This is a genomic window from Pseudomonas sp. Z18(2022), from assembly GCF_036346535.1.
Taxonomy (GTDB): Bacteria; Pseudomonadota; Gammaproteobacteria; order Pseudomonadales; family Pseudomonadaceae; genus Aquipseudomonas; species Aquipseudomonas yamanorum_A.
Genome location: NZ_JAOTOA010000007.1, coordinates 230,132 through 253,599 on the forward strand (window position 1 = coordinate 230,132; position 23,468 = coordinate 253,599).

Annotated in this window: 19 protein-coding genes and 1 pseudogene; 13 read left to right on the plus strand and 7 right to left on the minus strand. The window is 62.0% G+C overall.

The window, feature by feature from the left end; genetic code table 11:
- The 4 genes from V3W39_RS17385 (at position 1) to lpxC (ending at position 4,431) form a co-directional block, all read left to right on the plus strand.
- On the plus strand, positions 1-867 hold the full coding sequence (locus V3W39_RS17385) for a cell division protein FtsQ/DivIB (RefSeq protein WP_029615882.1): 867 nt from the start codon (positions 1-3) through the stop codon (positions 865-867).
- A gap of 15 nt (positions 868-882) precedes the next feature.
- Complete coding sequence (gene ftsA / locus V3W39_RS17390) at positions 883-2,145, plus strand: cell division protein FtsA (protein WP_003216224.1); 1,263 nt, start codon at positions 883-885, stop codon at positions 2,143-2,145.
- 65 nt (positions 2,146-2,210) lie between these two features.
- Positions 2,211-3,407 (plus strand): cell division protein FtsZ, encoded by a 1,197-nt coding sequence (gene ftsZ / locus V3W39_RS17395; protein ID WP_010170471.1) that lies wholly within the window; start codon positions 2,211-2,213, stop codon positions 3,405-3,407.
- A gap of 112 nt (positions 3,408-3,519) precedes the next feature.
- The gene (lpxC, locus tag V3W39_RS17400) at positions 3,520-4,431 is read left to right on the plus strand and encodes a UDP-3-O-acyl-N-acetylglucosamine deacetylase (RefSeq protein WP_003216227.1); all 912 of its coding nucleotides are present in this window, start codon (positions 3,520-3,522) and stop codon (positions 4,429-4,431) included.
- A 53-nt stretch (positions 4,432-4,484) separates the two neighbouring features.
- On the opposite strand, the gene V3W39_RS17405 is transcribed toward lpxC, so the two are convergent.
- The 3 genes from V3W39_RS17405 to V3W39_RS17415 all read right to left on the minus strand — a co-directional run bounded on the left by V3W39_RS17405 (position 4,485) and on the right by V3W39_RS17415 (position 8,941).
- Positions 4,485-5,987: a diguanylate cyclase gene (locus tag V3W39_RS17405; RefSeq protein WP_177114473.1), complete on the minus strand. Its 1,503-nt coding sequence runs from the start codon at positions 5,985-5,987 to the stop codon at positions 4,485-4,487.
- A gap of 51 nt (positions 5,988-6,038) precedes the next feature.
- Entirely contained in the window at positions 6,039-7,532 is a 1,494-nt protein-coding gene (locus tag V3W39_RS17410; protein ID WP_177043482.1) for a sensor domain-containing diguanylate cyclase, read from the minus strand.
- Positions 7,533-7,618: 86 nt separating this feature from the next.
- Entirely contained in the window at positions 7,619-8,941 is a 1,323-nt protein-coding gene (locus tag V3W39_RS17415) for an OprD family porin (protein ID WP_177043483.1), read from the minus strand.
- Positions 8,942-9,290: 349 nt separating this feature from the next.
- On the opposite strand from V3W39_RS17415, the gene V3W39_RS17420 reads away from it, so the two are divergent.
- The 5 genes and pseudogenes from V3W39_RS17420 to V3W39_RS17440 all read left to right on the plus strand — a co-directional run bounded on the left by V3W39_RS17420 (position 9,291) and on the right by V3W39_RS17440 (position 12,679).
- Complete coding sequence (locus V3W39_RS17420) at positions 9,291-10,265, plus strand: 2-hydroxyacid dehydrogenase (RefSeq protein ID WP_330213001.1); 975 nt, start codon at positions 9,291-9,293, stop codon at positions 10,263-10,265.
- Positions 10,266-10,289: 24 nt separating this feature from the next.
- Positions 10,290-10,388 (plus strand): annotated as a pseudogene (locus tag V3W39_RS17425) (outer membrane lipoprotein carrier protein LolA); the annotation flags it as partial.
- Between the two features lie 51 nt (positions 10,389-10,439).
- Positions 10,440-11,342: a chemotaxis protein CheV gene (locus tag V3W39_RS17430; RefSeq protein WP_177043485.1), complete on the plus strand. Its 903-nt coding sequence runs from the start codon at positions 10,440-10,442 to the stop codon at positions 11,340-11,342.
- A 3-nt stretch (positions 11,343-11,345) separates the two neighbouring features.
- Entirely contained in the window at positions 11,346-11,828 is a 483-nt protein-coding gene (locus V3W39_RS17435; protein WP_177043486.1) for a GNAT family N-acetyltransferase, read from the plus strand.
- Between the two features lie 107 nt (positions 11,829-11,935).
- A complete protein-coding gene (locus tag V3W39_RS17440) occupies positions 11,936-12,679 on the plus strand; it encodes a YkgJ family cysteine cluster protein (protein ID WP_259195818.1) in 744 nt (247 codons plus the stop codon).
- Between the two features lie 257 nt (positions 12,680-12,936).
- Here the strand turns inward: V3W39_RS17440 and V3W39_RS17445 are convergent, their stop codons facing one another.
- The 3 genes from V3W39_RS17445 to V3W39_RS17455 form a co-directional block, all read right to left on the minus strand.
- On the minus strand, positions 12,937-14,511 hold the full coding sequence (locus tag V3W39_RS17445; protein WP_330213002.1) for a methyl-accepting chemotaxis protein: 1,575 nt from the start codon (positions 14,509-14,511) through the stop codon (positions 12,937-12,939).
- Positions 14,512-14,618: 107 nt separating this feature from the next.
- Positions 14,619-15,410 (minus strand): transporter substrate-binding domain-containing protein, encoded by a 792-nt coding sequence (locus V3W39_RS17450; protein ID WP_330213003.1) that lies wholly within the window; start codon positions 15,408-15,410, stop codon positions 14,619-14,621.
- A 168-nt stretch (positions 15,411-15,578) separates the two neighbouring features.
- Positions 15,579-15,821, minus strand: a complete 243-nt coding sequence (locus V3W39_RS17455) for a hypothetical protein (protein WP_177121603.1) — start codon at positions 15,819-15,821, stop codon at positions 15,579-15,581.
- Positions 15,822-16,035: 214 nt separating this feature from the next.
- Here V3W39_RS17455 and V3W39_RS17460 point away from each other — a divergent pair, with 214 nt between their 5' ends.
- Genes V3W39_RS17460 through V3W39_RS17475 form a run of 4 tightly spaced genes read left to right on the plus strand, consistent with a single transcriptional unit; the run spans position 16,036 to position 22,357 of the window.
- On the plus strand, positions 16,036-17,202 hold the full coding sequence (locus V3W39_RS17460; protein WP_177078224.1) for an efflux RND transporter periplasmic adaptor subunit: 1,167 nt from the start codon (positions 16,036-16,038) through the stop codon (positions 17,200-17,202).
- Entirely contained in the window at positions 17,199-20,294 is a 3,096-nt protein-coding gene (locus V3W39_RS17465) for a multidrug efflux RND transporter permease subunit (protein ID WP_177043492.1), read from the plus strand. The genes V3W39_RS17460 and V3W39_RS17465 overlap by 4 nt, the downstream gene beginning before the upstream one ends.
- A 31-nt stretch (positions 20,295-20,325) precedes the next feature.
- Entirely contained in the window at positions 20,326-21,003 is a 678-nt protein-coding gene (locus tag V3W39_RS17470) for a heavy metal response regulator transcription factor (protein ID WP_003216255.1), read from the plus strand.
- Positions 20,993-22,357 carry a heavy metal sensor histidine kinase gene (locus tag V3W39_RS17475; RefSeq protein ID WP_177043493.1) on the plus strand — a complete coding sequence of 455 codons (1,365 nt, stop codon included), beginning with the start codon at positions 20,993-20,995 and terminating at the stop codon, positions 22,355-22,357. Before V3W39_RS17470 ends, V3W39_RS17475 begins: the two co-directional genes overlap by 11 nt.
- A 13-nt stretch (positions 22,358-22,370) precedes the next feature.
- On the opposite strand, the gene V3W39_RS17480 is transcribed toward V3W39_RS17475, so the two are convergent.
- Positions 22,371-23,339, minus strand: a complete 969-nt coding sequence (locus tag V3W39_RS17480; RefSeq protein ID WP_003216257.1) for a LysR family transcriptional regulator — start codon at positions 23,337-23,339, stop codon at positions 22,371-22,373.
- Positions 23,340-23,468: the final 129 nt, after the last annotated feature.

Below are 23,468 nucleotides of genomic sequence, written 5' to 3' on the forward strand. Positions count from 1 at the left end.
ATGAACGGCGCATCGCTTCGTCATCAGCAACCCGCTCCCGGCCGCAAGCCGGTGCCGCGTGGTGCCAGCCGAATGGTGGCTAAAGAGCCGATGTCGGCGCGCATGCCGAAAGCCAACTTTGGTTTTCTCAAGGCGCTGTTCTGGCCGGTGATTCTGGTGGCGTTGGGTTTTGGTACGTACGAAGGCGCCCAGCGTCTGTTGCCGTATGCCGACCGGCCGATCACCAAGATCAGCGTGCAGGGCGACTTGAGCTACATCAGCCAGCAGGCCGTGCAGCAGCGAATCGCCCCGTTTGTGGCGTCGAGCTTCTTCACCATCGACCTGGCCGGAATGCGTTCCGAACTGGAACAGATGCCATGGATTGCCCACGCCGAAGTACGTCGCGTGTGGCCGGATCAAGTGACGATCCGCCTGGAAGAACAACTGCCCGTGGCCCGTTGGGGAGATGGGCAGTTATTGAACAACCAGGGCCAGGCGTTTGCGCCGCGCGAAGTGGCGAATTACGAGCACCTGCCGCAGCTGTTCGGGCCGCAGCGGGCGCAGCAGCAAGTGATGCAGCAGTACCAGGCGTTGAGCCAGATGCTGCGGCCGTTGGGTTTCTCGATTGCGCGACTGGAATTGCGTGAGCGGGGCAGCTGGTTTTTGACCACGGGTGCAGGCAGTTCCGGCCCAGGTATCGAGTTGTTGCTGGGACGCGGCAACCTGGTAGAGAAGATGCGCCGTTTTATCGCCATCTATGAAAAGACCTTGAAAGAACAGATTACGAACATTGCGAGCATCGACCTGCGTTACGCCAACGGCCTTGCCGTCGGCTGGCGGGCCCCTGCGGCGCCCACGGCAGCGCAACCTGCTGTCGCGAAGAATTAAGAAGAGGCAGGACCCATGGCAAACGTGCAAAGCGGCAAAATGATCGTCGGTCTGGATATCGGCACCTCCAAGGTGGTGGCGCTGGTAGGCGAGGTCGCGGACGACGGCACGCTGGAAATCGTCGGAATCGGCACGCATCCGTCCCGGGGCCTGAAGAAGGGCGTGGTGGTGAATATTGAATCCACCGTGCAATCGATCCAGCGCGCCATCGAAGAAGCGCAGCTGATGGCCGGTTGCCGGATTCACTCGGCATTCGTCGGCGTTGCCGGCAACCACATCCGCAGCCTGAATTCCCACGGCATCGTGGCGATTCGCGACCGTGAAGTCAGCTCGGCGGACCTGGAGCGGGTACTCGACGCAGCGCAAGCCGTGGCGATCCCGGCTGACCAGCGCGTGCTGCACACCCTGCCGCAGGACTACGTGATCGATAACCAGGAAGGCGTTCGCGAGCCTTTGGGCATGTCGGGCGTACGTCTGGAAGCCAAGGTTCACGTGGTGACCTGCGCCGTCAATGCTGCACAGAACATTGAAAAATGCGTGCGCCGCTGCGGCCTGGAAATCGACGACATCATTCTCGAGCAGTTGGCTTCGGCCTACTCGGTACTGACCGACGACGAAAAAGAACTGGGCGTGTGCCTGGTGGACATCGGCGGCGGCACCACCGACATCGCGATCTTTACCGAGGGTGCGATCCGTCACACCGCCGTGATCCCGATTGCCGGTGACCAGGTGACCAACGACATCGCGATGGCGTTGCGCACACCGACCCAGTACGCCGAAGAAATCAAGATCCGTTACGCCTGCGCCCTGGCCAAGCTGGCCGGTGCCGGTGAAACCATCAAGGTGCCGAGCGTGGGCGACCGTCCACCGCGCGAACTGTCGCGCCAGGCGTTGGCCGAAGTGGTCGAGCCGCGCTACGACGAATTGTTCACCCTGATCCAGGCTGAACTGCGCCGCAGCGGCTACGAAGATTTGATCCCGGCCGGCATCGTTCTGACCGGTGGCACCTCGAAGATGGAAGGCGCGGTCGAACTGGCCGAGGAAATCTTCCACATGCCGGTCCGCCTGGGCGTGCCCCATGGTGTGAAAGGCCTGGGCGACGTGGTGCGCAACCCGATTTATTCCACCGGTGTGGGCTTGCTGTTGTACGGGCTGCAAAAGCAGACCGACGGCATTTCCCTGTCGGGTCCGAGCAACCGTGACAGCTACAGAAGCGACGACGAAGCGAAAGCGCCGTTGTTCGAGCGGTTGCAGGCTTGGGTGAAAGGCAATTTCTAAAGATTTACCGCAACACCGTTTCAAGCAGTAGGCGAAAAAACTAGAGAAATGAAAGGAGAGGGAAAATGTTCGAACTCGTAGACAACATCCCCGCAAGCCCGGTCATCAAAGTGATCGGCGTCGGCGGTGGCGGCGGCAACGCTGTCAACCACATGGTCAAAAGCAACATTGAAGGCGTTGAATTCATCTGCGCCAACACTGACGCCCAGGCCCTCAAAAGCATCGGTGCACGCACCATCCTGCAATTGGGCACAGCCGTGACCAAGGGCCTGGGTGCCGGCGCGAATCCGGAAGTCGGCCGTCAAGCCGCCCTGGAAGACCGCGAGCGCATTGCTGAAGTGCTGCAAGGCACCAACATGGTGTTCATCACCACAGGCATGGGCGGTGGTACCGGTACCGGTGCTGCGCCGATCATTGCCGAAGTGGCCAAGGAAATGGGGATCCTGACGGTTGCCGTCGTGACCCGTCCGTTCCCGTTCGAAGGTCGCAAGCGCATGCAGATCGCCGATGAAGGCATCCGTCTGCTGTCCGAAAGCGTCGACTCGTTGATCACCATTCCCAACGAGAAGCTGCTGACCATCCTCGGCAAGGACGCAAGCCTCTTGTCGGCTTTCGCCAAGGCTGACGATGTACTGGCCGGTGCCGTTCGCGGTATCTCCGACATCATCAAGCGTCCGGGCATGATCAACGTCGACTTTGCCGACGTACGTACCGTGATGAGCGAAATGGGCATGGCGATGATGGGCACTGGCTGCGCCAGCGGTCCGAACCGTGCACGTGAAGCCACTGAAGCGGCCATCCGCAACCCGTTGCTGGAAGACGTGAACCTGCAAGGTGCACGCGGCATCCTGGTGAACATCACCGCCGGTCCTGACCTGTCCCTGGGTGAGTACTCCGACGTGGGTAGCATCATCGAAGCCTTCGCTTCCGAGCACGCCATGGTCAAGGTCGGTACTGTTATCGATCCGGACATGCGCGACGAACTGCACGTGACCGTTGTTGCGACCGGCCTGGGTGCAAAAATCGAGAAGCCTGTGAAGGTCATCGACAATACCGTCCATACCAGCCACGCCAGCCAGCAAGCTGCCGCTCCAGCGCCTGCGCGCCAGGAACTGCCGTCTGTGAACTATCGTGACCTGGATCGTCCGACCGTGATGCGCAACCAGGCTCAGGCCGGTGCTGCGGCGTCCCGTAGCCCGAATCCGCAAGATGACCTGGACTACCTGGACATCCCGGCTTTCCTGCGTCGTCAGGCCGATTAATGGAATGTATCAGGGCTATGAAGGTGATTGGTGTTCAGCAAAGGTCTGGTCTGCTATTATCGCCAGCCTTTGTTGATACCAGTTCGCAATTTGCGCTGAAGCGGTCCAAGCCATGATTAAACAACGCACCCTGAAGAATATTATCCGTGCCACAGGTGTAGGTCTGCACTCCGGGGAGAAGGTATACCTGACCCTCAAGCCCGCACCTGTCGACACCGGCATCGTGTTTGTTCGTGCCGACCTGGACCCTGTGGTGCAGATTCCTGCTCGCGCGGAAAATGTTGGCGAAACCACGATGTCGACCACGTTGGTCAACGGTGACGTCAAAGTGGACACGGTGGAGCACTTGCTCTCGGCCATGGCCGGTCTGGGCATCGATAACGCCTACGTCGAGCTCTCCGCGTCCGAAGTCCCAATCATGGATGGCAGCGCCGGACCCTTCGTATTCTTGATTCAATCTGCCGGCCTGGAAGAACAGGACGCAGCCAAGAAGTTCATTCGCATTCTGCGGGAAGTGACAGTAGAAGACGGCGACAAGCGCGCCACCTTCGTCCCGTTCGAAGGCTTTAAAGTGAGCTTTGAGATCGATTTCGATCACCCGGTATTCCGTGACCGCACACAAAGTGCAAGCGTGGATTTTTCCAGCACTTCGTTCGTAAAAGAAGTCAGCCGCGCCCGTACCTTTGGTTTCATGAGTGACATCGAGTACCTGCGCAAGCACAACCTCGCACTCGGCGGCAGCGTTGAAAACGCCATTGTGGTCGACGCGGATGGTGTACTGAACGAAGACGGCCTTCGCTATGAAGACGAATTCGTGAAGCACAAGATCCTCGATGCAATCGGTGACCTCTACCTGCTGGGCAATAGCCTGATAGGCGAGTTCAAAGGCTTCAAGTCGGGCCACGCACTGAACAACCAACTGCTGCGCAAGCTGATTGCACAGACAGATGCCTGGGAAGTCGTGACCTTCGAAGATGCCAGCACCGCACCGATCTCTTACATGCGTCCCGTCGCGGCGGTGTAAGTAACAACTCTCTTTCCTTTTGTTTTTAAAGGCTGCCTTCGGGTGGCCTTTTTTTATGCCAGGATTTTTGCATCAACGATGCGATTACGGCCCGTGTGCTTGGCTTCATACAACGCCTGATCGGCGCTGAGCAGCAATTCTTCCAGCGTGGTACGGCTGCGCCTGGTCCAGGTACTGAGGCCAATGCTGACGGTAATCGGCACCGTATCCCCTCCCACCCGTGGCAGGTGCTCGACGCTGCTGCGGATATGTTCGGCAATCAACAACGCACCCTGGCTGTCTGTGTGCGGCAGCACTACCGCAAACTCTTCACCGCCATAACGGGCCGCAAGGTCGGCCGGGCGGCGGATATTGCCCTCGACCACCTGCGCCACCGTGCGCAATGCCTCGTCACCACCTTGATGGCCATGCCGGTCATTGAAGGCCTTGAAGTGGTCCACATCAATCATCAGCACGGTCAATGGTTCGCCTGAACGCTGGGCGCGGTCCCATTCCAGGCGCAGGCGATGGTCCAGGGTGCGACGGTTGGCCAGGCCTGTCAGGGCATCGGTGGCTGCCAGTTCTGACAGCACCTGCTCGGCACGGTGGCGCCGGCGCAGCTCCATGCAGAGCATCCAGGTCAGCCACAGCAGGCCGATGCACAAAATCCCGGTGGCACCGCTGATCACCAGTGCCGCACGCTTCCAGGGGGCGAATATGTCGTTGGTGGACAGGGCAACCACGACAATCAGTGGCAAATCCCCCACGGTCGAGAACGTGTAGAGGCGGTTCTCCTTATCCACGCTGGAGTCGCCACGAAAGCTGCCGTCACGCTCGTGGAGTATGCGCGCCACGTTCGGGCGCTGGCTGAGGTCCTTGTCGATCATGTCCCGTTCCAGCAACGGCTGTTGAGCCAGCAGGATGCCTTGCTGGTTGATCAGGTTGATGGTGCTGTCGTTGCCGATATTCAGGCTTCGAAACAGTTGCTGGAAATACGACAGGCGCATGGAGGCCACGGCAACTCCCAGGAATCGCCCGTCGGGCCCGGAAACCCGGCGGCTGAACGCGATGCGCCATTGGTCGTCACACACGCAGCGCGCGACGAAGGGCCGGCTGATGAACAGGCCCAGGTCGGGGTTCTTCCTGTGGGCCTGAAAGTAGTCACGGTCGGCAAAATTGGCGGCGATGGGCGTCAGCAGCGAAGAGTCGGCAATCACCTCGCCGTTCTTGTCCAGCAGCAGGATATCGCCCTTGTACGGCGCGGCTTCCGAGCGGTCGAACAGCACCAGGTGACGAATGCTGGCCGATACACCGGCCAGATCCGTGCGTTCGGTGGCTGCGATCAGGCCTTTGATCGATAAGTCGTACAGCTCGACGTTACGCAGCACGTCGGCATCGATCAGTTGCGTGATGTTATTGGCCGTACGCTGGGCAGTCTGCAACGTGTTGGTGTGTTCGCGAATCAGCAACCCCGCGACCACCAGCAGGATCAGCAGCACCGTGACGCAACTGCCGATAATCAGCAGACGCTCCGGACGGTGGGTAGGGCGAGGCGGGCGGGTGGTGCTTGGGCTCATCGGGCGTACTTCTGCTTCGAGGATGCCCTTAGCGTAGTTGCTGATAACGGCTCATGTGGCCTGACTGTGAACGATGCGGTTGCGCCCGGAGTGCTTGGCTTCATACAGCGCCCGGTCGGCACTCAGCAACAGCGCTTCCAGCGAGCCACGGCTGCGTTTGTCCCAGGTACTGAGGCCGATGCTGACGGTGACCGACAGTGCGTCTCCGTCCGCAGGCGGCAAGTGCTCCACCGCGCTGCGGATGTGTTCGGCGATGGTATTGGCGCCGTCGCCGTCGGTGTCCGGCAGGACCACCGCGAACTCTTCGCCGCCGTAACGCGCGGCCAGGTCGGCAGGGCGGCGAATGTTGCTGCCGATGACCTGGGCCACGTGGCGCAAGGCTTCGTCACCGCCCTGGTGGCCATGGCGGTCGTTGAAGGCCTTGAAGTGGTCGACGTCGATCATCAGCAAGGCCAGCGGCTCGCCGGAACGTTGCGCACGCTCCCATTCCAGGCGCAGGCGCTGGTCGAGGGTGCGGCGGTTGGCCAGGCCGGTGAGGGCGTCGGTGGCTGCCAGTTCCGACAAGACCTTTTCGGCGCGATAACGACGGCGCAGTTCCAGGCGCAGCATCCAGGTCAGCCACAGCAGGCCTGCACACAGCACGCCGGTGGCGCCGCTGATCAGCAGGGCGGCGCGCTTCCAGGCGGCGAACACGTCATCGCTGGACAGCGCCACCACCACAATCAGCGGCAGCGCGCCGACATTGGTGAACGTGTAAAGGCGTTGCGTGCCGGTGGTGGAGGAGACGCCGCTGAAACTGCCGCTGCCTTCACGCAGCATTCTTTTGAAGTTCGGTCGCGTGCTCAGGTCCTTGTTGATCATGTCTTTTTCGAGCAGGGGCTGCTGGGCCAGCAGAATGCCGTCGTTGTTCAGCAGGTTGATGGTGCTGCCACTGCCGATGGTGAGGCGATTGAACAACTGGTCGAAGTACGCCAGGCGCATGGTCGCCACCGCCACTCCGGCAAACTCGCCGTTGGGCCCGGGTATCCGGCGGCTGAACGCAATACGCCAGACCTGATCGCAGTCGCATCGAATCTTGAAGGGGCGGCTGATGAACAATCCCGCGTCGGGGTTCTGCTGGTGCACCTGGAAATAGTCGCGATTGGCGAAATTGCGCGGCGTGGGCGCCAGGGTGGAGGAGTCGGCGGTGACGGCGCCGTTCTTGTCCAGCAGCAGGACTTCGCCTTTGAAAGGGGCGGCCGTGGACTGGTCGAACTGCACCATATGCAGGATTTCGGCCGACACTTGGGGCAGATCATGGCGGGTGGTTGCGGTGATCAGGCCGTTCAGGGCCAGGTCGTAGAGTTCGACGTTGCGCAACACATCGGCGTTGATCAACTGGGTGATGTTGGTGGTGGAGCGCTGGGCCGTCAGCAGTGCGCTGGCGTGTTCGCGAATCAGCAGTATGGCAACGATGATTACGATCAGGATGACGGTGAGCCCACTGCCCAGAATCAGCAAAAGCTCCGGGCGTGCAGGCTGGGTGAAGGTGCGGCGTTGACTCATGGGACTGGCTTCGGCACTCAAGATGCTGGCAGTTTAGTTCCATGTTGTGGAAAAAAAGTCGCCGCCGCTAAAAGAAAGCCCGAAGGTTAAAAAACGTCAATCGGGTAGTCGACGATCACCCGGTATTCATCCACGTCCCGGTCCACGGCCGCGTAGCCATTGCCGCCGCGATTGGTCGCCCATTGCAGGCGCACGGCCAAATCCTTGGCCTTGCCACCTTGCACCACGTACTTGAGGTCGATGTCGCGCTCCCAGTGCTTGGCGTTCTTGCCGTCGGCGCTGTACCAGGAGGAATAGCCGCGGCTGTCCGGGTCGACCGTGGTCAGGTCGGTCTTGCCGCTGATGTACGACACGGCCGAGGTCAGGCCCGGCAGGCCCAGCCCGACAAAGTCGTAGGCGTACTTGAGCTTCCACGAGCGTTCGTTGGGGCCGTTGAAGTCGGAGTATTGCTGGGAGTTATCCAGGTAGATGCTGTCGCCCTGGCTGATGTAGTCGAACGGGGTGTTGCCGTTGACCCGCTGGTAAGCGGCGGTGACGCTGTGATGGCCCACGCCCACGGTGAAATGCAGGCTGTAGGTGTTGTTGTCGATGTTGCCCAACAGGGCCTTGCCGGTTTCCTGGGTGTGATAGTAGTGCAGGCCCGGGTTGAGGCTGACCAGTTCGTTCAACTGCCAGGTGTAGTCCAGGTCGTAGTAGTACTGGTTCCAGATGTCCTTGAGTTCGGACGCGTACAGGTTGCTGGTCAGCCCCGGCACGCCGCTGAAGGACACGCCGGCCCAGTCCAGGTGCCGGCTGTCTTCGCCATTGGGCAATGCGCCGTAGCTGGTGCCGATGCGGCGGTGGCCGCTCTGGTTGTAGAGCTTGGTGAAGCTGGCCTGGCCGCCTTCGAACATCCAGCCGTCCAGGCTGTGGTTGGTCAGGCTCACGCCACGGAAGGTCTGGGGCAGCATGCGGGTCATGCCGCCGGCGATCACCGGGTTATTGAGGAACAGGTCGCCGGCTTTCAACTCGGTGTCGAAGGCGCGCATTTTCAAGGTGGCGCCGGCGGTGGAGAACGAGGCGGGGGCTTTGCCGTTGCCGGAGCCCACCGGCAGGATGCTGGAACCGTCGGTGCCGCCGCCACCGTCGAGCTTGAGGCCGAGCATGGCGTTGGCGTCCAGGCCGAAGCCGACGGTACCCGGGGTGTAGCCGGATTCGAAGATCCCGATGATGCCCTGGCCCCATTCCTTGCTGTCATCGGTGTGAATGTCGCGACGGTCGCGGTTCATGTAGTAGTTGCGGGTGTTGATCTTGAAGCTTGCACCTTCGACGAAACCGTCGGTGGCCGGGGTGTCTGCCGCGTGGGCAAGGGGAACGATCGTTGCAGCAATCGCGAGGAATAACGGGGTGAACGTCAGCGAGGTTTTCACCGGTGGAGCTCCTTTGGGTCAATCGAAACCGGCCAGTGTTGTTGGGGTTCCTGGCCTTTTTTCAGCGCAAAAAAAAGCCGCTGAACTCAGCGGCTTTAAGACAGATTCCCAGTGTAGAGCCCTGGAAATAAGTCGAGGGAAATCGGGGGAGAGCGGGTCGGTCTTAACCGCTGCGCTCATCGATGCGACAAATTAGCGCAGGTGAGCGGTGCGATACAGAGTGTAACAAGATAATGACTGTTGCCCAAATCGCAACAGTCGGGGCTCGCGGGTGTGGCGCGTCCTGACAAGCCCACGCAAGAATGTTAGCGTGCTTGCCATTCCCACGTAGTCGATGAGCCCGCCTTCCATGAAAAAGACTGTCCTCGCCTTCAGCCGCGTCACCCCGGAAATGATCGAACGCCTGCAACAGGATTTCGATGTGATCGCCCCCAACCCGAAGCTTGGGGACATCAACGCCCAGTTCAACGAAGCTTTGCCCCATGCCCACGGCCTGATCGGCGTTGGCCGCAAACTGGGCCGTGCGCAACTGGAAGGCGCGAGCAAGCTGGAAGTGGTCTCCAGTGTGTCGGTGGGCTACGACAACTACGACCTGGCGTACTTCAATGAACGCGGGATCATGCTCACCAACACCCCCGACGTGCTCACCGAAAGCACCGCCGACCTGGCCTTCGCCCTGCTGATGAGCAGCGCCCGCCGCGTTGCCGAACTGGACGCCTGGACCAAGGCCGGCCAGTGGAAAGCCAGTGTCGGCGCGCCGTTGTTTGGCTGCGACGTACACGGCAAGACCCTGGGCATTGTCGGCATGGGCAACATCGGCGCGGCCGTCGCCCGCCGTGGTCGCCTGGGTTTCAATATGCCGATTCTCTACAGTGGCAACAGCCGCAAGACCGAGCTGGAACAGGAGCTGGGCGCTCAGTTCCGCAGCCTCGACCAGTTGCTGGCCGAAGCCGACTTCGTCTGCCTGGTGGTGCCGTTGAGCGAGAAAACCCGGCACCTGATCAGCCATCGTGAACTGGGCCTGATGAAATCCAGTGCGATCCTGGTGAACATTTCCCGTGGCCCGGTGGTGGATGAGCCGGCGCTGATCGAAGCCTTGCAGAACCAGACCATCCGTGGCGCCGGCCTGGATGTGTACGAGCAGGAGCCGTTGTCCGAGTCGCCCCTTTTCCAGTTGAACAACGCCGTGACCCTGCCGCACATCGGCTCGGCCACGAATGAAACCCGCGAAGCCATGGCCAATCGCGCCCTGGAAAACCTGCGCAGTGCCTTGTTGGGCCAGCGTCCGCAGGATCTGGTGAACCCGCAGGTGTGGAAGGGCTGATCACTGCTTTTTGTAGGAACGAGCTTGCTCGCGAAGAACGTCAACGATAACGCGGGCGGCCTGGATCAACGCAGTGCCCTCAGGTTTTTCGCGAGCAAGCTCGCTCCTACAGTTTTCAGCGTGCAAGTCGATAACGGTCTATAGATCGTTATCCCTGATCCACAGAAGGTTTTTATGTCCACCACCAAAGCCCGCGCAGACTCACTCTCGCTTCTGCTCTTTACCTTGCGCAGCGGCAAGCTGATGGCGATCAACCTGCTGAAAGTCAGCGAAATCATTCCCTGCCCGCCGCTGACCAAGCTGCCGGAGTCGCACCCCCACGTCAAAGGCATCGCCACCTTGCGCGGCACCGCCTTGTCGGTGATCGACCTTAGCCGCGCGCTGGGGGAAATGCCCCTGCAAGACCCGGACGGCGGCTGCCTGATCGTCACCGATGTAAGCCGCTCCAAGCAGGGCCTGCATGTGCAAGCGGTGAGCAAGATCGTGCACTGCCTGACCACCGACATTCGTCCGCCACCGTTTGGCTCTGGCGGCACGCGTTCGTTTATCACCGGCGTGACCCAGGTGGAAGGCGCCCTGGTGCAGGTACTGGACATCGAAAAAGTCATCCACGGCATCGCCCCGGCGCAAATCGAAGCGGCGCCCACCGACCTGACCATGGAAGAAGCCGAAGTGCTGGGCAACGCCCGAATCCTGGTGGTGGACGACAGCCAGGTGGCCCTGCAGCAATCGGTGCACACCCTGCGCAACCTCGGCCTCACCTGCCACACCGCCCGCAGCGCCAAGGAAGCGATCGACCGGTTGCTGGAGCTGCAAGGCACTGTCGAGCAGATCAACGTGGTGGTCTCGGACATCGAGATGTCCGAAATGGACGGTTACGCCTTTACCCGTACCCTGCGGGAAACCCCGGACTTCCAGGATCTCTACGTGCTGCTGCACACCTCCCTGGACAGTGCGATGAACAGCGAAAAAGCCCGCTTGGCCGGGGCCAATGCGGTGTTGACCAAATTTTCCTCCCCGGAGTTGACCAAGTGCCTGGTGATCGCCGCCCAGACTGTGGCGCAACAGGGCATCTGACCGGTGGGTGAATACTTCCAGTTGCTACGCCGGGACCTCACCGGCAGTTTGCCCGCCCCGCAATGGCCGGCGGATATTCAGCTGGATCATTACCACGAGGCCCTGGCCCCGGCGATCCACGCGGTATTGAGCCTGGCCCAGGAACAGGGCGGCGGACGTGTCGGCTCCCTTGAGCACTGGCGCCAGCAGTTTGTCACCGACGCCGAGTTCGACCCCAAGTTGTGCCTGGTGGCCAGCAATGCCAGCGGCATCCTCGGGGTGTCGCAATGCTGGACCAGCGCCTACATCAAGAACCTGGCCATTCACCCGTGCGCCCAAGGCATGGGGCTGGGCCGGGCCTTGCTGCTGCACACCTTCCAGGTGTTCAAACAGCGCGGCGAGGCGTTCGTCGACCTCAAGGTGCTGGAGTCCAACCTGCGGGCCCGGCACCTGTATGAACGTGCGGGCATGGTGTTTGTGCTGCGCGATCTTGTCCCCGAGGACTGAGGGCGCTGGCGCATAACTTGCTTCGTACGAAGGCGAACGGTGAGCAGAGGCAAAAACCCGCCACCGTTCATGAGTGCCTTCTGACCTTGCCTGGTGACAGATCCTCCATGAATACCCACTTTTCCTGCGTTGGTTGCGGCAAGTGCTGCACCGACCACCACGTCCCCCTGACCCTTGAAGAAGCCCGCAGCTGGGCGGCTGACGGCGGTAATGTCATCGTGCTGGTGGAAGGTTTCCTGGGCAGTGGCCTGGGGCTGCCCGAGTTGCAGCGCGAGCACGCACAGCGTCGTTCCGCCATCGTGCCCAGCGGCAATACCGAGGCGTATGTGGCAATCACCTTTGCTGCCTATAACGCCGGGCGCTGCCGGAATCTTGACGAAGACAACCGCTGCGGCATCTACGAGCGGCGGCCGCTGGTGTGCCGTATCTACCCGATGGAGATCAACCCGCATATCCCGTTGAACCCGGGCGCCAAGGACTGCCCGCCGGAATCCTGGGAGCAGGGGCCGGCGCTGATCGTCGGCGGCGAATTGATGGACAAGGAACTGGCCGAGTTGATCAGCCGTTCACGCCAGGCCGACCGCGACGATATCCAGGCCAAGGAAGCGGTGTGTGGGTTACTGGGCATTCATACCACGGCGCTCAAGGGTGACGGCTTTACCGCGTACCTGCCGGACATGGGGCTGTTTGCCCAGGCGATCGAGTTGGCCATGCAAGAGACCGTGCAGGCCAATGAGTGGGTGTTTCATGTGTCCGGGATGGATATCGCCGAGCAGCTGCTGGATGCCGGTGCCCGGATTGCTACCGAGGTGCCGGCCAACTATGCGTTTATCTCGCTGCGCGCGGCTTGAGTTGGAACTATGCGCGTTGTGTTGAGGGAGCTTGCCGTGGTGGGGGAGCTTGCTGTGGCGAGGGGGCTTGCTGTGGTGAAGGAGTTTGCTGTGGCGAGGGAGCTTGCTCCCGCTGGGCTGCGCAGCGGCCCCAAAAATCTTGGGAGCGCTACGCACTCCAGCGGGAGCAAGCTCCCTCGCCACAGCAAGCTCCCCCACCACAGCAAGCCCCCTGGCCACAGCAAGCTCCCTCACCACAAAAACAGCTCATGCCGCGCCTAGCGCCGCTTGCCCCAGAACTCCTCCGCCAGCCGCCGCAAGTCATCCGCCAGCCCCGCTACATCCCCTGAACTGAGCTGGCTCTGCTGACCTGCACTCACCGTCACTTCCCCGGCATTGCGAATGCCAATGATGTTGCGGTTGATGTCCTCGCTCACCGCGCTCTGCTCTTCCACCGCCGCCGCAATCTGCTGGCTCATGGCGGTAATCCGGGTCACCCGCTGGCTGATTCCGTCCAGCGCGGCAGCGGCGCGCTGGGCCTGGTCGACACTGGCCTCCACATGCTGGCTGCTTTGCGCCATCGCTTGCACCGCATCCCGGGCGCCGCCTTGCAGGGTGCTGATCATGCGCTGGATCTCATTGGTCGACTGCTGCGTACGCTGGGCCAGCCCGCGCACTTCGTCGGCCACCACGGCAAACCCGCGTCCCTGTTCCCCGGCCCGTGCGGCTTCGATGGCGGCATTGAGCGCCAGCAGGTTGGTCTGTTCGGCAATCGCGCGGATCACCTCCAGCACCCCGGAAATGTCGCCACTGTGGCTTTCCAGTTGATGGATCACTTCGGTGGCCCGCGCCAGTTCCTGGGACAAGCACAGCACCGCGTCGCGGCTTTCATCCACCCGTTGGTGGCCTTCCCGGGTCTCGTTGCCGGCCTGGTCGGCGGCTTTCGAGGCCTGCAACGCGTGTTCGGCGACTTGCGCCACGCTTGCGGCCATTTGATTGATCGCGGCCGCGACCTGATCCGTCTGGGTCTGTTGGCCGAGGGTGCTGGTGTGGCTGCTGTCCAGTTGCTGCACCAAGGCGGCGGCATGCCCGGACAAGCGTTGCGAGGCGTCGCCAATACGGCCCACCACTGCGCCCACCTGAGCTTCCAGCATCTGCATGGCAAACTCGATGCGCCCGAACTCATCCTCGCGTCCGGTGTAGATCGCCTGGCTCAGCGGGTTGTCGGCAATCAACCGGGCTCGCTGGTTCAGCTGTGCCAAGGGCCGCAATAAACTGTGTACGCCCGCCACCCCCGCGGTGCACCCCGCCGTGACCGCCAGCAGTTGCCAGATCACCGGATAAGTGGCCAGGCCAAAGCCCAATGCCCAGGTGGCGGCGCAGGCTCCCAGCACCCAGGCCGACAATTTGAACGTCACACCCACCACGGGCAGCACCCGGCGGGTGCCGTCGCGCAGGCGGGTATAGGCGCGTTCAGCCCGTTGCACCCGCCGCGCATCGGGCTTGGTGCGTACCGACTGATACTCCACCGTCACGCCGTCCCGGGTGACCGGCGTGGCATAGGCACTCACCCAGTAATGATCACCGTTCCTGCAGCGATTCTTCACCATGCCCATCCACGAGCGGCCGCTCCTCAACACCTGCCACATGTGGGCAAACGCAGCCGGTGGCATGTCCGGGTGGCGCAGCAGGTTATGGGGCGCGCCCAGCAACTCCTCACGGGTGTAGCCGCTGATGTCGATGAAGTCCTGGTTGGCGTAGGTAATTGCGCTGGTCAGGTCGGTGGTCGAGAGGATGTTGGCGTCGGGGGCAAAGTCCACATTTCGACCGGTGACCGGCAGATTGATCTTCATGGAAACGCGCGCTCGTGATTGTTGGTGGAGTCGGCAGGGCGTCGACTCTAAGCGCACCGGTTGGGCAAATACTGATCCAGCTCACGTTCTGAGCAATTAATTGGCCATTACGGCCTGGCGGGCAGTGCGTCAAGACGGTAGGGGCGGACGATGCGCTGGTATTCGCCATTCTGCATCAGCTGTTCAAGGGCATCGTTGAGTTCATTGCGCAAGCTGATGTCGGGCTTGCGCAGCGCAATCGCCACGCCGCTGCCCAGCAGTTCGGCGGAGACGGCGGGGCCGAGGAAGTCGAAGTCCTGGCCCTCGGCGGTGTCGAGCAGCGCCTCGCGGATTTCCACCATGCCTTGCAATGTGGCATCGATGTCACGTGCCAGCAGGCTGTGGACCAGTTCGTCATTGCGCCAGAACCCCTTGATGATTACGCCCTTCGGCGCCCACTTCGACAGGGCAAAGGCTTCGCGGTTGCTGCCCACCAATACTCCCACGCGCTTGCCCTTCAGCGACCGTGCAGTGGGCTTCAAACCGGATGTTCTGCGGGCCACCAGGCGCGTGTTGATCGGATACAGGTCAGCGGTGAAGTTCACCTGCTGGCGCCGTCTGGACGTAGGGGCCATGCCCATGATCGCGTCGAATTGCCGGGCTTCAAGGGCGGGAAAGTCTTCCACCAGCACTTGGTCGACCCAGATACACCGCACATTGAGCTGTATGCACAGGGCGTTGCCCAATTCGATGTTGAGTCCGACAAGCTGGCCGTGCTGATTGCGGCTTTGGAAGGGGGGGAATTGCGCAGCGACGGCGAAGCGAATTTCGCGCCGTGGTTGATCGCCGGCCGCGTCGATGGAGAACAAACCGCCTATCAGCGACAAGCACAGCGCAATACAGGTACGTATAGGAACCACGGGAACGTCCTTTTCCGGAAAACCAGCGTCACCACGCCCAGCCCCGTGAGAAAGAACCGGGGCAAGGTAGGGTCGTGCAAGCTTTCAAGAATTGGACGCAGGCCTACAAGGCGAAACTTCAGTAAATGTTGTAGGCACGGCTCGCCATTGCGAGGGAATTATTACCGCTCAGCGCTTGCCCATCGAACGACGGGTGCCGGGAGGCGCCATGCCCGGGCTCTTGGTGTGGCCGTTCTTGGCGCCGTTTTTGTACCACGGCTGGCTGGCATTTTTCGCCCCGGCCAGTTCGCCCGGCTTGAACGGAAACTTGAATGCCGGGATCTCGGCCTTGGTTTCGCCTTCGACGCTGTCAGGGTTGGCCTGTGGGTCGATGTCGACCGCTTCAACAGCGGGTTGTGTCGGGGAATTCATGGTGGCTCCGGGGAGTACTGAAAATGACGCGGGCCCGACTTGCAGGCCACACCGCTGCGCAGTATACCTGCGCGCCTCGGATCTTTAACCACTGCTCGTACGAATGGTCGGACTTTACTGACGGCGCTGTCAGTTAGCAGTCACTTTGCTGACCCGGTTGGCGGGCTATAAAGAACCTTCATTCTTCCGATCCTCTGCCCTGGCGCCTCACCCCATGCACATTCAACGAAAACCTGCCTTGATCGTGGGCGTCCTCGTGGTACTGGCCGTTGTCGCCTGGGTGGTGACCCGCCCGGCCAAGACCAAACTGACCGCGCCCACGGCGATCCCGGTGCGGGTGATCAGCGTCAAGGAGCAGGACATCCCGCGTTTTGTCAGCGGCATCGGCTCGGTGCTGTCGTTGCACAGTGTGGTGATTCGCCCGCAGATCGACGGCATTCTCACCAAATTGCTGGTCAAGGAAGGTCAACTGGTGAAGGCCGGCGACCTGCTCGCGACCATTGACGACCGCTCGATCCGCGCCAGCCTGGACCAGGCCAAGGCGCAACTGGGGGAAAGCCAGGCGCAACTGCAGGTCGCGCTGGTCAACCTCAAGCGCTACAAGGAACTGAGTATCGACGACGGCGTGTCCAAGCAGACTTATGACCAGCAGCAAGCCCTGGTCAACCAGCTCAAGGCCACGGCCCAAGGCAACCAGGCCGCCATCGACTCGGCCCAGGTGCAGCTTTCGTACACCCAGATTCGTTCGCCGGTGACCGGCCGTGTCGGGATTCGCACCGTGGATGAAGGCAACTTCCTGCGCATGAGCGACACCCAGGGCTTGTTCTCCGTGACCCAGATCGACCCCATTGCCGTGGAATTCTCCCTGCCGCAACAAATGCTGCCGACCCTGCAAGGCCTGATCGCCGCGCAACTGCCCGCCGACGTCAACGCCTACATGGGCGCCGACACCGACGGCCAGACCGGCGACCTGCTTGGTGAAGGCCGCCTCAGCCTGATCGACAACCAGATCAGCAGCACTACCGGCACCATCCGCGCCAAGGCCGAGTTCAGCAACGGCGCGCAAAAACTCTGGCCGGGGCAACTGGTGACGATCCGCATCCAGACCGCCCTGCACAAGAACGCGCTGGTGGTGCCGGTCACCGTGGTGCAGCGCGGCCTGGACTCGCACTTTGTGTACCGGGTCAACGGTGACAAGGTCGACATCGTGCCGGTGCAGGTGGTGTATCAGGACAGCGACGTGAACATCCTCGAAGGCGTGCAGGCCGGTGATGTACTGGTCAGCGACGGCCAGTCGCGGCTCAAGGCCGGCGCTCAGGTGGACGTGCTCAAGGAACCGCCGCAGGTGATCCAGACCGTTGATGCCAAGGTGCAGCCATGAGTGGCAGTCGTTCGCCGTCGGCCTGGTGCGTCGACCACCCGGTCGCCACCTTGCTGTTGACCTTCGCCCTGGTGTTGCTCGGGATGATTGCCTTCCCGCGTCTGGCCATCGCCCCACTGCCGGAAGCGGAATTTCCGACGATCCAGGTCAGCGCCACGTTGCCCGGCGCCAGCCCGGACACCATGGCTTCATCCGTGGCCACCCCGCTGGAGGTGCAATTCAGCGCCATCCCCGGCATGACCCAGATGACCTCCAGCAGTGCCTTGGGCTCCAGCCTCCTGACCCTGCAGTTCACCCTCAACAAGAGCATCGACACCGCCGCGCAAGAGGTGCAGGCGGCGATCAACACCGCGTCCGGCAAGCTGCCCAGTGACATGCCCAGCCTGCCGACCTGGAAGAAGGTCAACCCGGCGGACAGCCCGGTACTGATCCTCAGCGTCAGCTCCGACAGCATGCCCAGCACCGAGCTGAGCGACTACGTGGAAACCCTGCTGGCCCGTCAGATCAGCCAGATCGACGGCGTCGGCCAGATCAACATCACCGGCCAGCAACGCCCGGCCATCCGGGTGCAGGCATCGCCCGACAAGCTCGCGGCCATCGGCCTGACCCTGGCGGACGTACGCCTGGCGATCCAGCAATCGAGCCTCAACCTGGCCAAGGGTGCTATCTACGGCGAGAACAGCGTGTCGACCCTGTCGACCAACGACCAGCTGTTTCATCCTGATGACTACGCCCAGTTGATCGTGTCCTACAAGAATGGGGCGCCGGTACAACTGCGGGACATTGCCAAAGTTATCAACGGTTCGGAAAACGCCTACGTGCAGGCCTGGTCCGGCGACACGCCCGGGGTCAACCTGGTGATCTCCCGCCAGCCCGGTGCGAACATCGTCGAGACCGTGGACCGCATCCAATCCGAGCTGCCACGCCTGCAAGCCATGTTGCCGGCTTCGGTGCAGGTCAGCGTGTTGACCGACCGTACCAAGACCATCCGCGCGTCCCTGCATGAAGTGGAAGTGACGCTGCTGATCGCGATCCTGCTGGTGGTGGCGGTGATGGCGTTGTTCCTGCGCCAGTTGTCCGCCACGTTGATCGTGTCCAGCGTGCTCGGCGTGTCGTTGGTAGCCAGTTTTGCCTTGATGTACCTGATGGGCTTCAGCCTGAACAACCTGACCCTGGTGGCGATCGTGATCGCCGTGGGGTTTGTGGTGGACGATGCCATCGTGGTGGTGGAGAACATTCACCGCCACCTGGAGGCGGGCCTCGACAAACGCGAGGCCGCGATCAAGGGCGCGGGGGAAATCGGCTTTACCGTGGTGTCCATCAGCTTCTCGCTGGTGGCGGCATTTATTCCGCTGCTGTTCATGGGCGGTGTGGTCGGGCGGTTGTTCAAGGAGTTTGCGCTGACGGCCACCTCGACCATCCTGATTTCGGTGGTGGTCTCGCTGACCCTGGCGCCGACCCTGGCCGCGTTGTTCATGCGCGCCCCGACCCATCACGCCCACGACAAGCCCGGCTTCAGCGAACGCCTGCTGGCCGGTTATGCGCGCAATCTGCGCCGCGCCCTGGCCCACCAACGCACCATGGCTGCGATCTTCATGGTGACCCTGGCCCTGGCCGTGGTCGGCTACGTGTTTATCCCCAAGGGCTTTTTCCCCGTACAAGACACCGGCTTCGTCCTTGGCACCAGTGAAGCGGCGGCCGACGTGTCGTTCCCGGACATGGTCGCCAAGCACAAGGCCCTCGCCGAGATCGTCAAGGACGACCCGGCGGTGGAAGCGTTTTCCCATTCGGTGGGCGTGACCGGCAGCAACCAGACCATCGCCAACGGCCGGTTCTGGATCGCCTTGAAAGATCGCGGGGATCGCGACGTGTCGGCCAGCCAGTTTATCGACCGCATCCGGCCGAAACTGGCGAAAGTGCCGGGCATCGTCCTGTACCTGCGGGCCGGCCAGGACATCAACTTAAGCTCCGGCCCCAGCCGCGCCCAGTACCAGTACGTGCTCAAGAGCAATGACGGCCCCACGCTGAATACCTGGACCCAGCGCCTCACCGAAAAACTGCGGGCCAACCCGGCGTTCCGCGACCTGTCCAACGACTTGCAGCTGGGTGGCAGCATCACCCACATCAGCATCGACCGTCAGGCCGCCGCGCGGTTTGGCCTCACCGCCACCGATGTGGACCAGGCGCTGTACGACGCCTTCGGCCAGCGCCAGATCAACGAGTTCCAGACCGAGATCAACCAGTACCAGGTGGTGCTGGAGCTGGACACCCAACAACGCGGCAAGGCCGAAAGCCTGAACTATTTCTATCTGCGCTCGCCGCTGACCAACGAGATGGTGCCGCTGTCGGCCCTGGCCAAGGTCGACCCGCCTACGGTCGGGCCGTTGTCCATCAGCCATGACGGCATGTTCCCGGCGGCCAACCTGTCGTTCAACCTGGCGCCGGGCGTCGCGTTGGGGGATGCGGTGATCATGCTCAACCAGGCCAAGAATGAAATCGGCATGCCGACCACCATCATCGGCAACTTCCAGGGCGCGGCCCAGGCATTCCAGAGTTCGTTGGCCAGCCAGCCCTGGCTGATCCTCGCGGCACTGGTAGCGGTCTACATTATCCTGGGCGTGCTGTACGAGAGCTTCGTGCACCCGCTGACGATCATTTCCACCTTGCCGTCGGCGGGGTTGGGGGCGCTGATCATGTTGTCATTGATGGGCCAGGACTTTTCGATCATGGCCCTGATCGGCCTGGTGCTGCTGATCGGTATCGTGAAGAAGAACGGTATCCTGATGATCGACTTCGCCCTGGACGCCCAGCGCGTGCGCGGGCTGCCGCCCGAGGAAGCGATTTATGAAGCGTGTGTCACGCGGTTCCGGCCGATCATCATGACCACCCTGGCCGCGCTGCTGGGTGCGGTGCCGCTGATGCTGGGCTCCGGCCCCGGTGCGGAAATGCGCCAGCCGCTGGGTATCGCGGTGGTGGGCGGGTTGCTGGTGAGCCAGGCGCTGACGCTGTTCACCACGCCGGTCATATACTTGTACCTCGAGAAGTTTTTCCACAGACCCAAACCAGCTCCCCAGCTGGCAACCACACACTGAGGCTGAGGCCCCGTCCTGGAACAAAAGGCTCATGCGTGTACTGATTATTGAAGACGAAGAAAAAACCGCCGACTACCTGCACCGCGGGCTGACGGAGCAAGGCTATACCGTCGACGTCGCCCGTGAAGGCGTCGAAGGTTTGCACCTGGCCCTGGAGAACGATTACGCGGTGATCGTGCTCGACGTGATGCTGCCCGGCCTGGATGGCTTTGGCGTATTGCGCGCGCTGCGGGCGCGCAAGCAGACGCCGGTGATCATGCTCACCGCCCGTGAGCGTGTGGAAGACCGCATTCGCGGCCTGCGCGAAGGTGCCGACGATTATCTCGGCAAGCCGTTCTCGTTCCTCGAACTGGTGGCACGCCTGCAGGCCTTGACCCGTCGCAGCGGCGGGCACGAGCCGGTGCAGGTGACCATCGCCGACCTGTGGATCGACCTGATCAGCCGCAAGGCCAGTCGCAACGGGGTTCGGCTCGACCTGACCGCCAAGGAGTTCTCGCTGCTCAGCGTCCTGGCCCGGCGCCAGGGTGAAATCCTGTCCAAGACCTCGATTGCGGAAATGGTCTGGGACATCAATTTCGACAGCGACGCCAACGTGGTGGAAGTGGCGATCAAGCGCCTGCGGGCCAAGCTCGACGGGCCGTTCGAACAAAAGCTGCTGCACACCATTCGCGGCATGGGTTACGTGCTGGAGAACCGCAGTGTCGGCTAACTCGATCGCCCTGCGCCTGAGCGGCATGTTCACGCTGGTGGCGCTGCTGATCTTCCTGTTGATCGGCGGCGCGCTGTACCAGCAGGTGGACAAAGGCCTGGGCCTGTTGCCCGGTGCCGAGCTGGATGCGCGTTACAGCGTGCTGGAGTCCTCGGTGAATCGCTTTGGTACGCCGGACCATTGGGCCAAGATCACCGCCAAGCTCAAGCTGTTGGGTGAGGAAGACAAGCGCATCCGTTTCTGGGTGGTGAGTAGCGACCCCACCTACGAATATGGCAACCCGGACGCGCAGATTCGTGCCTTCGCCGAAGGCCCGACCGGCAAGCGTGATTTGCACCTGCCAGGCCATCATCATCCGTTCAAAGTGCTGGTCAGCCAGTTCCCGGCCAAGGACCAGCGCCCGCCGCTGCGCTTCATGATCGCCGTCGACACCGAGAATTTCCGCGCCACCCAGCATCAACTGCTGGTGGCGCTGATCGGCCTGGCATTTGTCGGCGTGGTATTGGCCTCGCTGCTGGGGTTCTGGGTGGCGCGTATTGGCCTCAAGCCGCTGATCAAACTGTCGGATGAAGCGCAAAAACTCGCACCGCCGAAACTCTCCGGGCGCCTGCAATTGTCGCCGTTGCCGCCGGAGCTGAAGCAGTTCGTCAACTCCTTCAACTCGACCCTGGACCGGGTGGAGCAAGCGTACTCGCGCCTGGAGTCGTTCAACGCCGACGTGGCCCATGAGCTGCGCTCGCCGTTGACCAACCTGATTGGCCAGACCCAGGTGGCGCTGACCCGCGGGCGTTCGGCCGAGCATTATTTCGAGGTGCTGCAATCGAACCTCGAAGAGCTGGAGCGGCTGCGTTCGATCATCAACGACATGCTGTTTCTGGCCAGCGCCGACCAGGGCAGCAAGGCCACCAAGCTGATCACCAGTTCACTGGCGGATGAAGTGGCAACCACCCTGGATTACCTGGACTTCATCCTCGAAGACGCCCAGGTGCAGGTGCGGGTGAGCGGCGATGCCCAGGTGCAGATCGAGAAGGCGCATCTGCGCCGGGCGCTGATCAACCTGTTGAGCAATGCGGTGCAGCACACGGCCCCGGGGCAGGTGATCGAGGTGAAGATCGAAGTGCTGGAGGATCACGTGGCGATCGGGGTGACCAACCCGGGCGATGAGATTGCCAGCGAGCATCTGCCTCGGTTGTTCGAACGGTTCTATCGGGTGGACGCGTCCCGCAGCAATAGCGGGGCGAACCACGGATTGGGGCTGGCGATCGTCAAGGCGATCGCGCTGATGCACGGCGGGGATGTGTTTGTGCGCAGCGAGGCCGGCGGCAACACCTTTGGCATTACGCTGCCGGTGTAGCGGCTGACCACCCTCAGTTACTCAGGCGTACCCCGCCCAAACTGCCACTTAGCTCATAAGCTGCCAGTTCCGCCTGATGCGCGGCCATGATCTCCGGCAAGGAGCTGCGCAGGTATTCCACCCACGTCTTGATCTTTGCATCCAGGTACTGGCGCGACGGGTAGATGGCGTACAGGTTGAGTTCCTGGGAGCGATAGTTGGGCATCACCCGCACCAGCGTGCCGTTGCGCAGCCCTTCAATCGCCGCATACACCGGCAACAGGCCAACGCCCATGCCGCTGGTGATCGCGGTTTTCATCGCGTCCGCCGAGTTCACCAGGAACGGTGAGCTGTTGATCGCGACGCTTTCCTGGCCTTCAGGGCCATTGAACGACCATTTATCCAGCTGGATCACCGGGCTTACCAGGCGCAGGCACGCGTGGTTGAGCAGGTCGCTGGGCCGTTGTGCACAGCCGTTGGCCTTGACGTAGGCCGGCGAGGCACAGGCGATGCTGTAAGTTATCCCCAGGCGCTGCGAGACAAACCCCGAATCCGGCAGCTCGCTGGCCAGCACGATGGACACGTCGTAGCCCTCGTCCAGCAAGTCTGGCACGCGGTTGGCCATGGTCAGGTCAAAGGTCACGTCCGGGTGGGTGCGGCGGTAGCGGGCAATCGCGTCGATCACAAAGTGCTGGCCGATGCCGGTCATGGTGTGCACTTTCAGCTGGCCGGCGGGGCGGGCGTGGGCGTCGCTGGCTTCGGCCTCGGCTTCTTCGACGTAGGCCAGGATCTGCTCGCAACGCAGCAAATAGCGCTTGCCGGCCTCGGTCAGGGCGATGCGGCGGGTGGTGCGGTTGAGCAAACGGGTTTGCAGATGGGCCTCAAGGTTGGAGACCGCGCGCGAGACGTTGGCAGTGGTGGTGTCCAGTTGCACGGCGGCGGCGGTAAAGCTGCCGGCTTCGGCCACACAACTGAAGGCGCGCATGTTTTGCAAAGTGTCCATGGGGTGCTCTCTGGGAGATGGCAAATTGTGACACGAAGTTTCTTTTTTTTGCAGAGCGAATAATGAACCTACGAACGGATTATCGCCTGAACGGTAACAAAGATTCACAAGAATCCCACCTTATCGCCA

Excerpts from the sequence above, each read along its gene's own strand:
- V3W39_RS17430 (WP_177043485.1), top strand. The coding sequence starts at position 10,440 with ATGTCCACCACCAAAGCCCGCGCAGACTCACTCTCGCTTCTGCTCTTT.
- V3W39_RS17470 (WP_003216255.1), top strand. The coding sequence starts at position 20,326 with ATGCGTGTACTGATTATTGAAGACGAAGAAAAAACCGCCGACTACCTG.
- V3W39_RS17465 (WP_177043492.1), top strand. The coding sequence starts at position 17,199 with ATGAGTGGCAGTCGTTCGCCGTCGGCCTGGTGCGTCGACCACCCGGTC.
- ftsZ (WP_010170471.1), top strand. The coding sequence starts at position 2,211 with ATGTTCGAACTCGTAGACAACATCCCCGCAAGCCCGGTCATCAAAGTG.
- V3W39_RS17460 (WP_177078224.1), top strand. The coding sequence starts at position 16,036 with ATGCACATTCAACGAAAACCTGCCTTGATCGTGGGCGTCCTCGTGGTA.
- ftsA (WP_003216224.1), top strand. The coding sequence starts at position 883 with ATGGCAAACGTGCAAAGCGGCAAAATGATCGTCGGTCTGGATATCGGC.
- V3W39_RS17480 (WP_003216257.1), bottom strand. The coding sequence starts at position 23,339 with ATGGACACTTTGCAAAACATGCGCGCCTTCAGTTGTGTGGCCGAAGCC.
- V3W39_RS17410 (WP_177043482.1), bottom strand. The coding sequence starts at position 7,532 with ATGAGTCAACGCCGCACCTTCACCCAGCCTGCACGCCCGGAGCTTTTG.
- V3W39_RS17405 (WP_177114473.1), bottom strand. The coding sequence starts at position 5,987 with ATGAGCCCAAGCACCACCCGCCCGCCTCGCCCTACCCACCGTCCGGAG.
- V3W39_RS17420 (WP_330213001.1), top strand. The coding sequence starts at position 9,291 with ATGAAAAAGACTGTCCTCGCCTTCAGCCGCGTCACCCCGGAAATGATC.
- V3W39_RS17440 (WP_259195818.1), top strand. The coding sequence starts at position 11,936 with ATGAATACCCACTTTTCCTGCGTTGGTTGCGGCAAGTGCTGCACCGAC.
- V3W39_RS17455 (WP_177121603.1), bottom strand. The coding sequence starts at position 15,821 with ATGAATTCCCCGACACAACCCGCTGTTGAAGCGGTCGACATCGACCCA.
- V3W39_RS17385 (WP_029615882.1), top strand. The coding sequence starts at position 1 with ATGAACGGCGCATCGCTTCGTCATCAGCAACCCGCTCCCGGCCGCAAG.
- V3W39_RS17445 (WP_330213002.1), bottom strand. The coding sequence starts at position 14,511 with ATGAAGATCAATCTGCCGGTCACCGGTCGAAATGTGGACTTTGCCCCC.
- lpxC (WP_003216227.1), top strand. The coding sequence starts at position 3,520 with ATGATTAAACAACGCACCCTGAAGAATATTATCCGTGCCACAGGTGTA.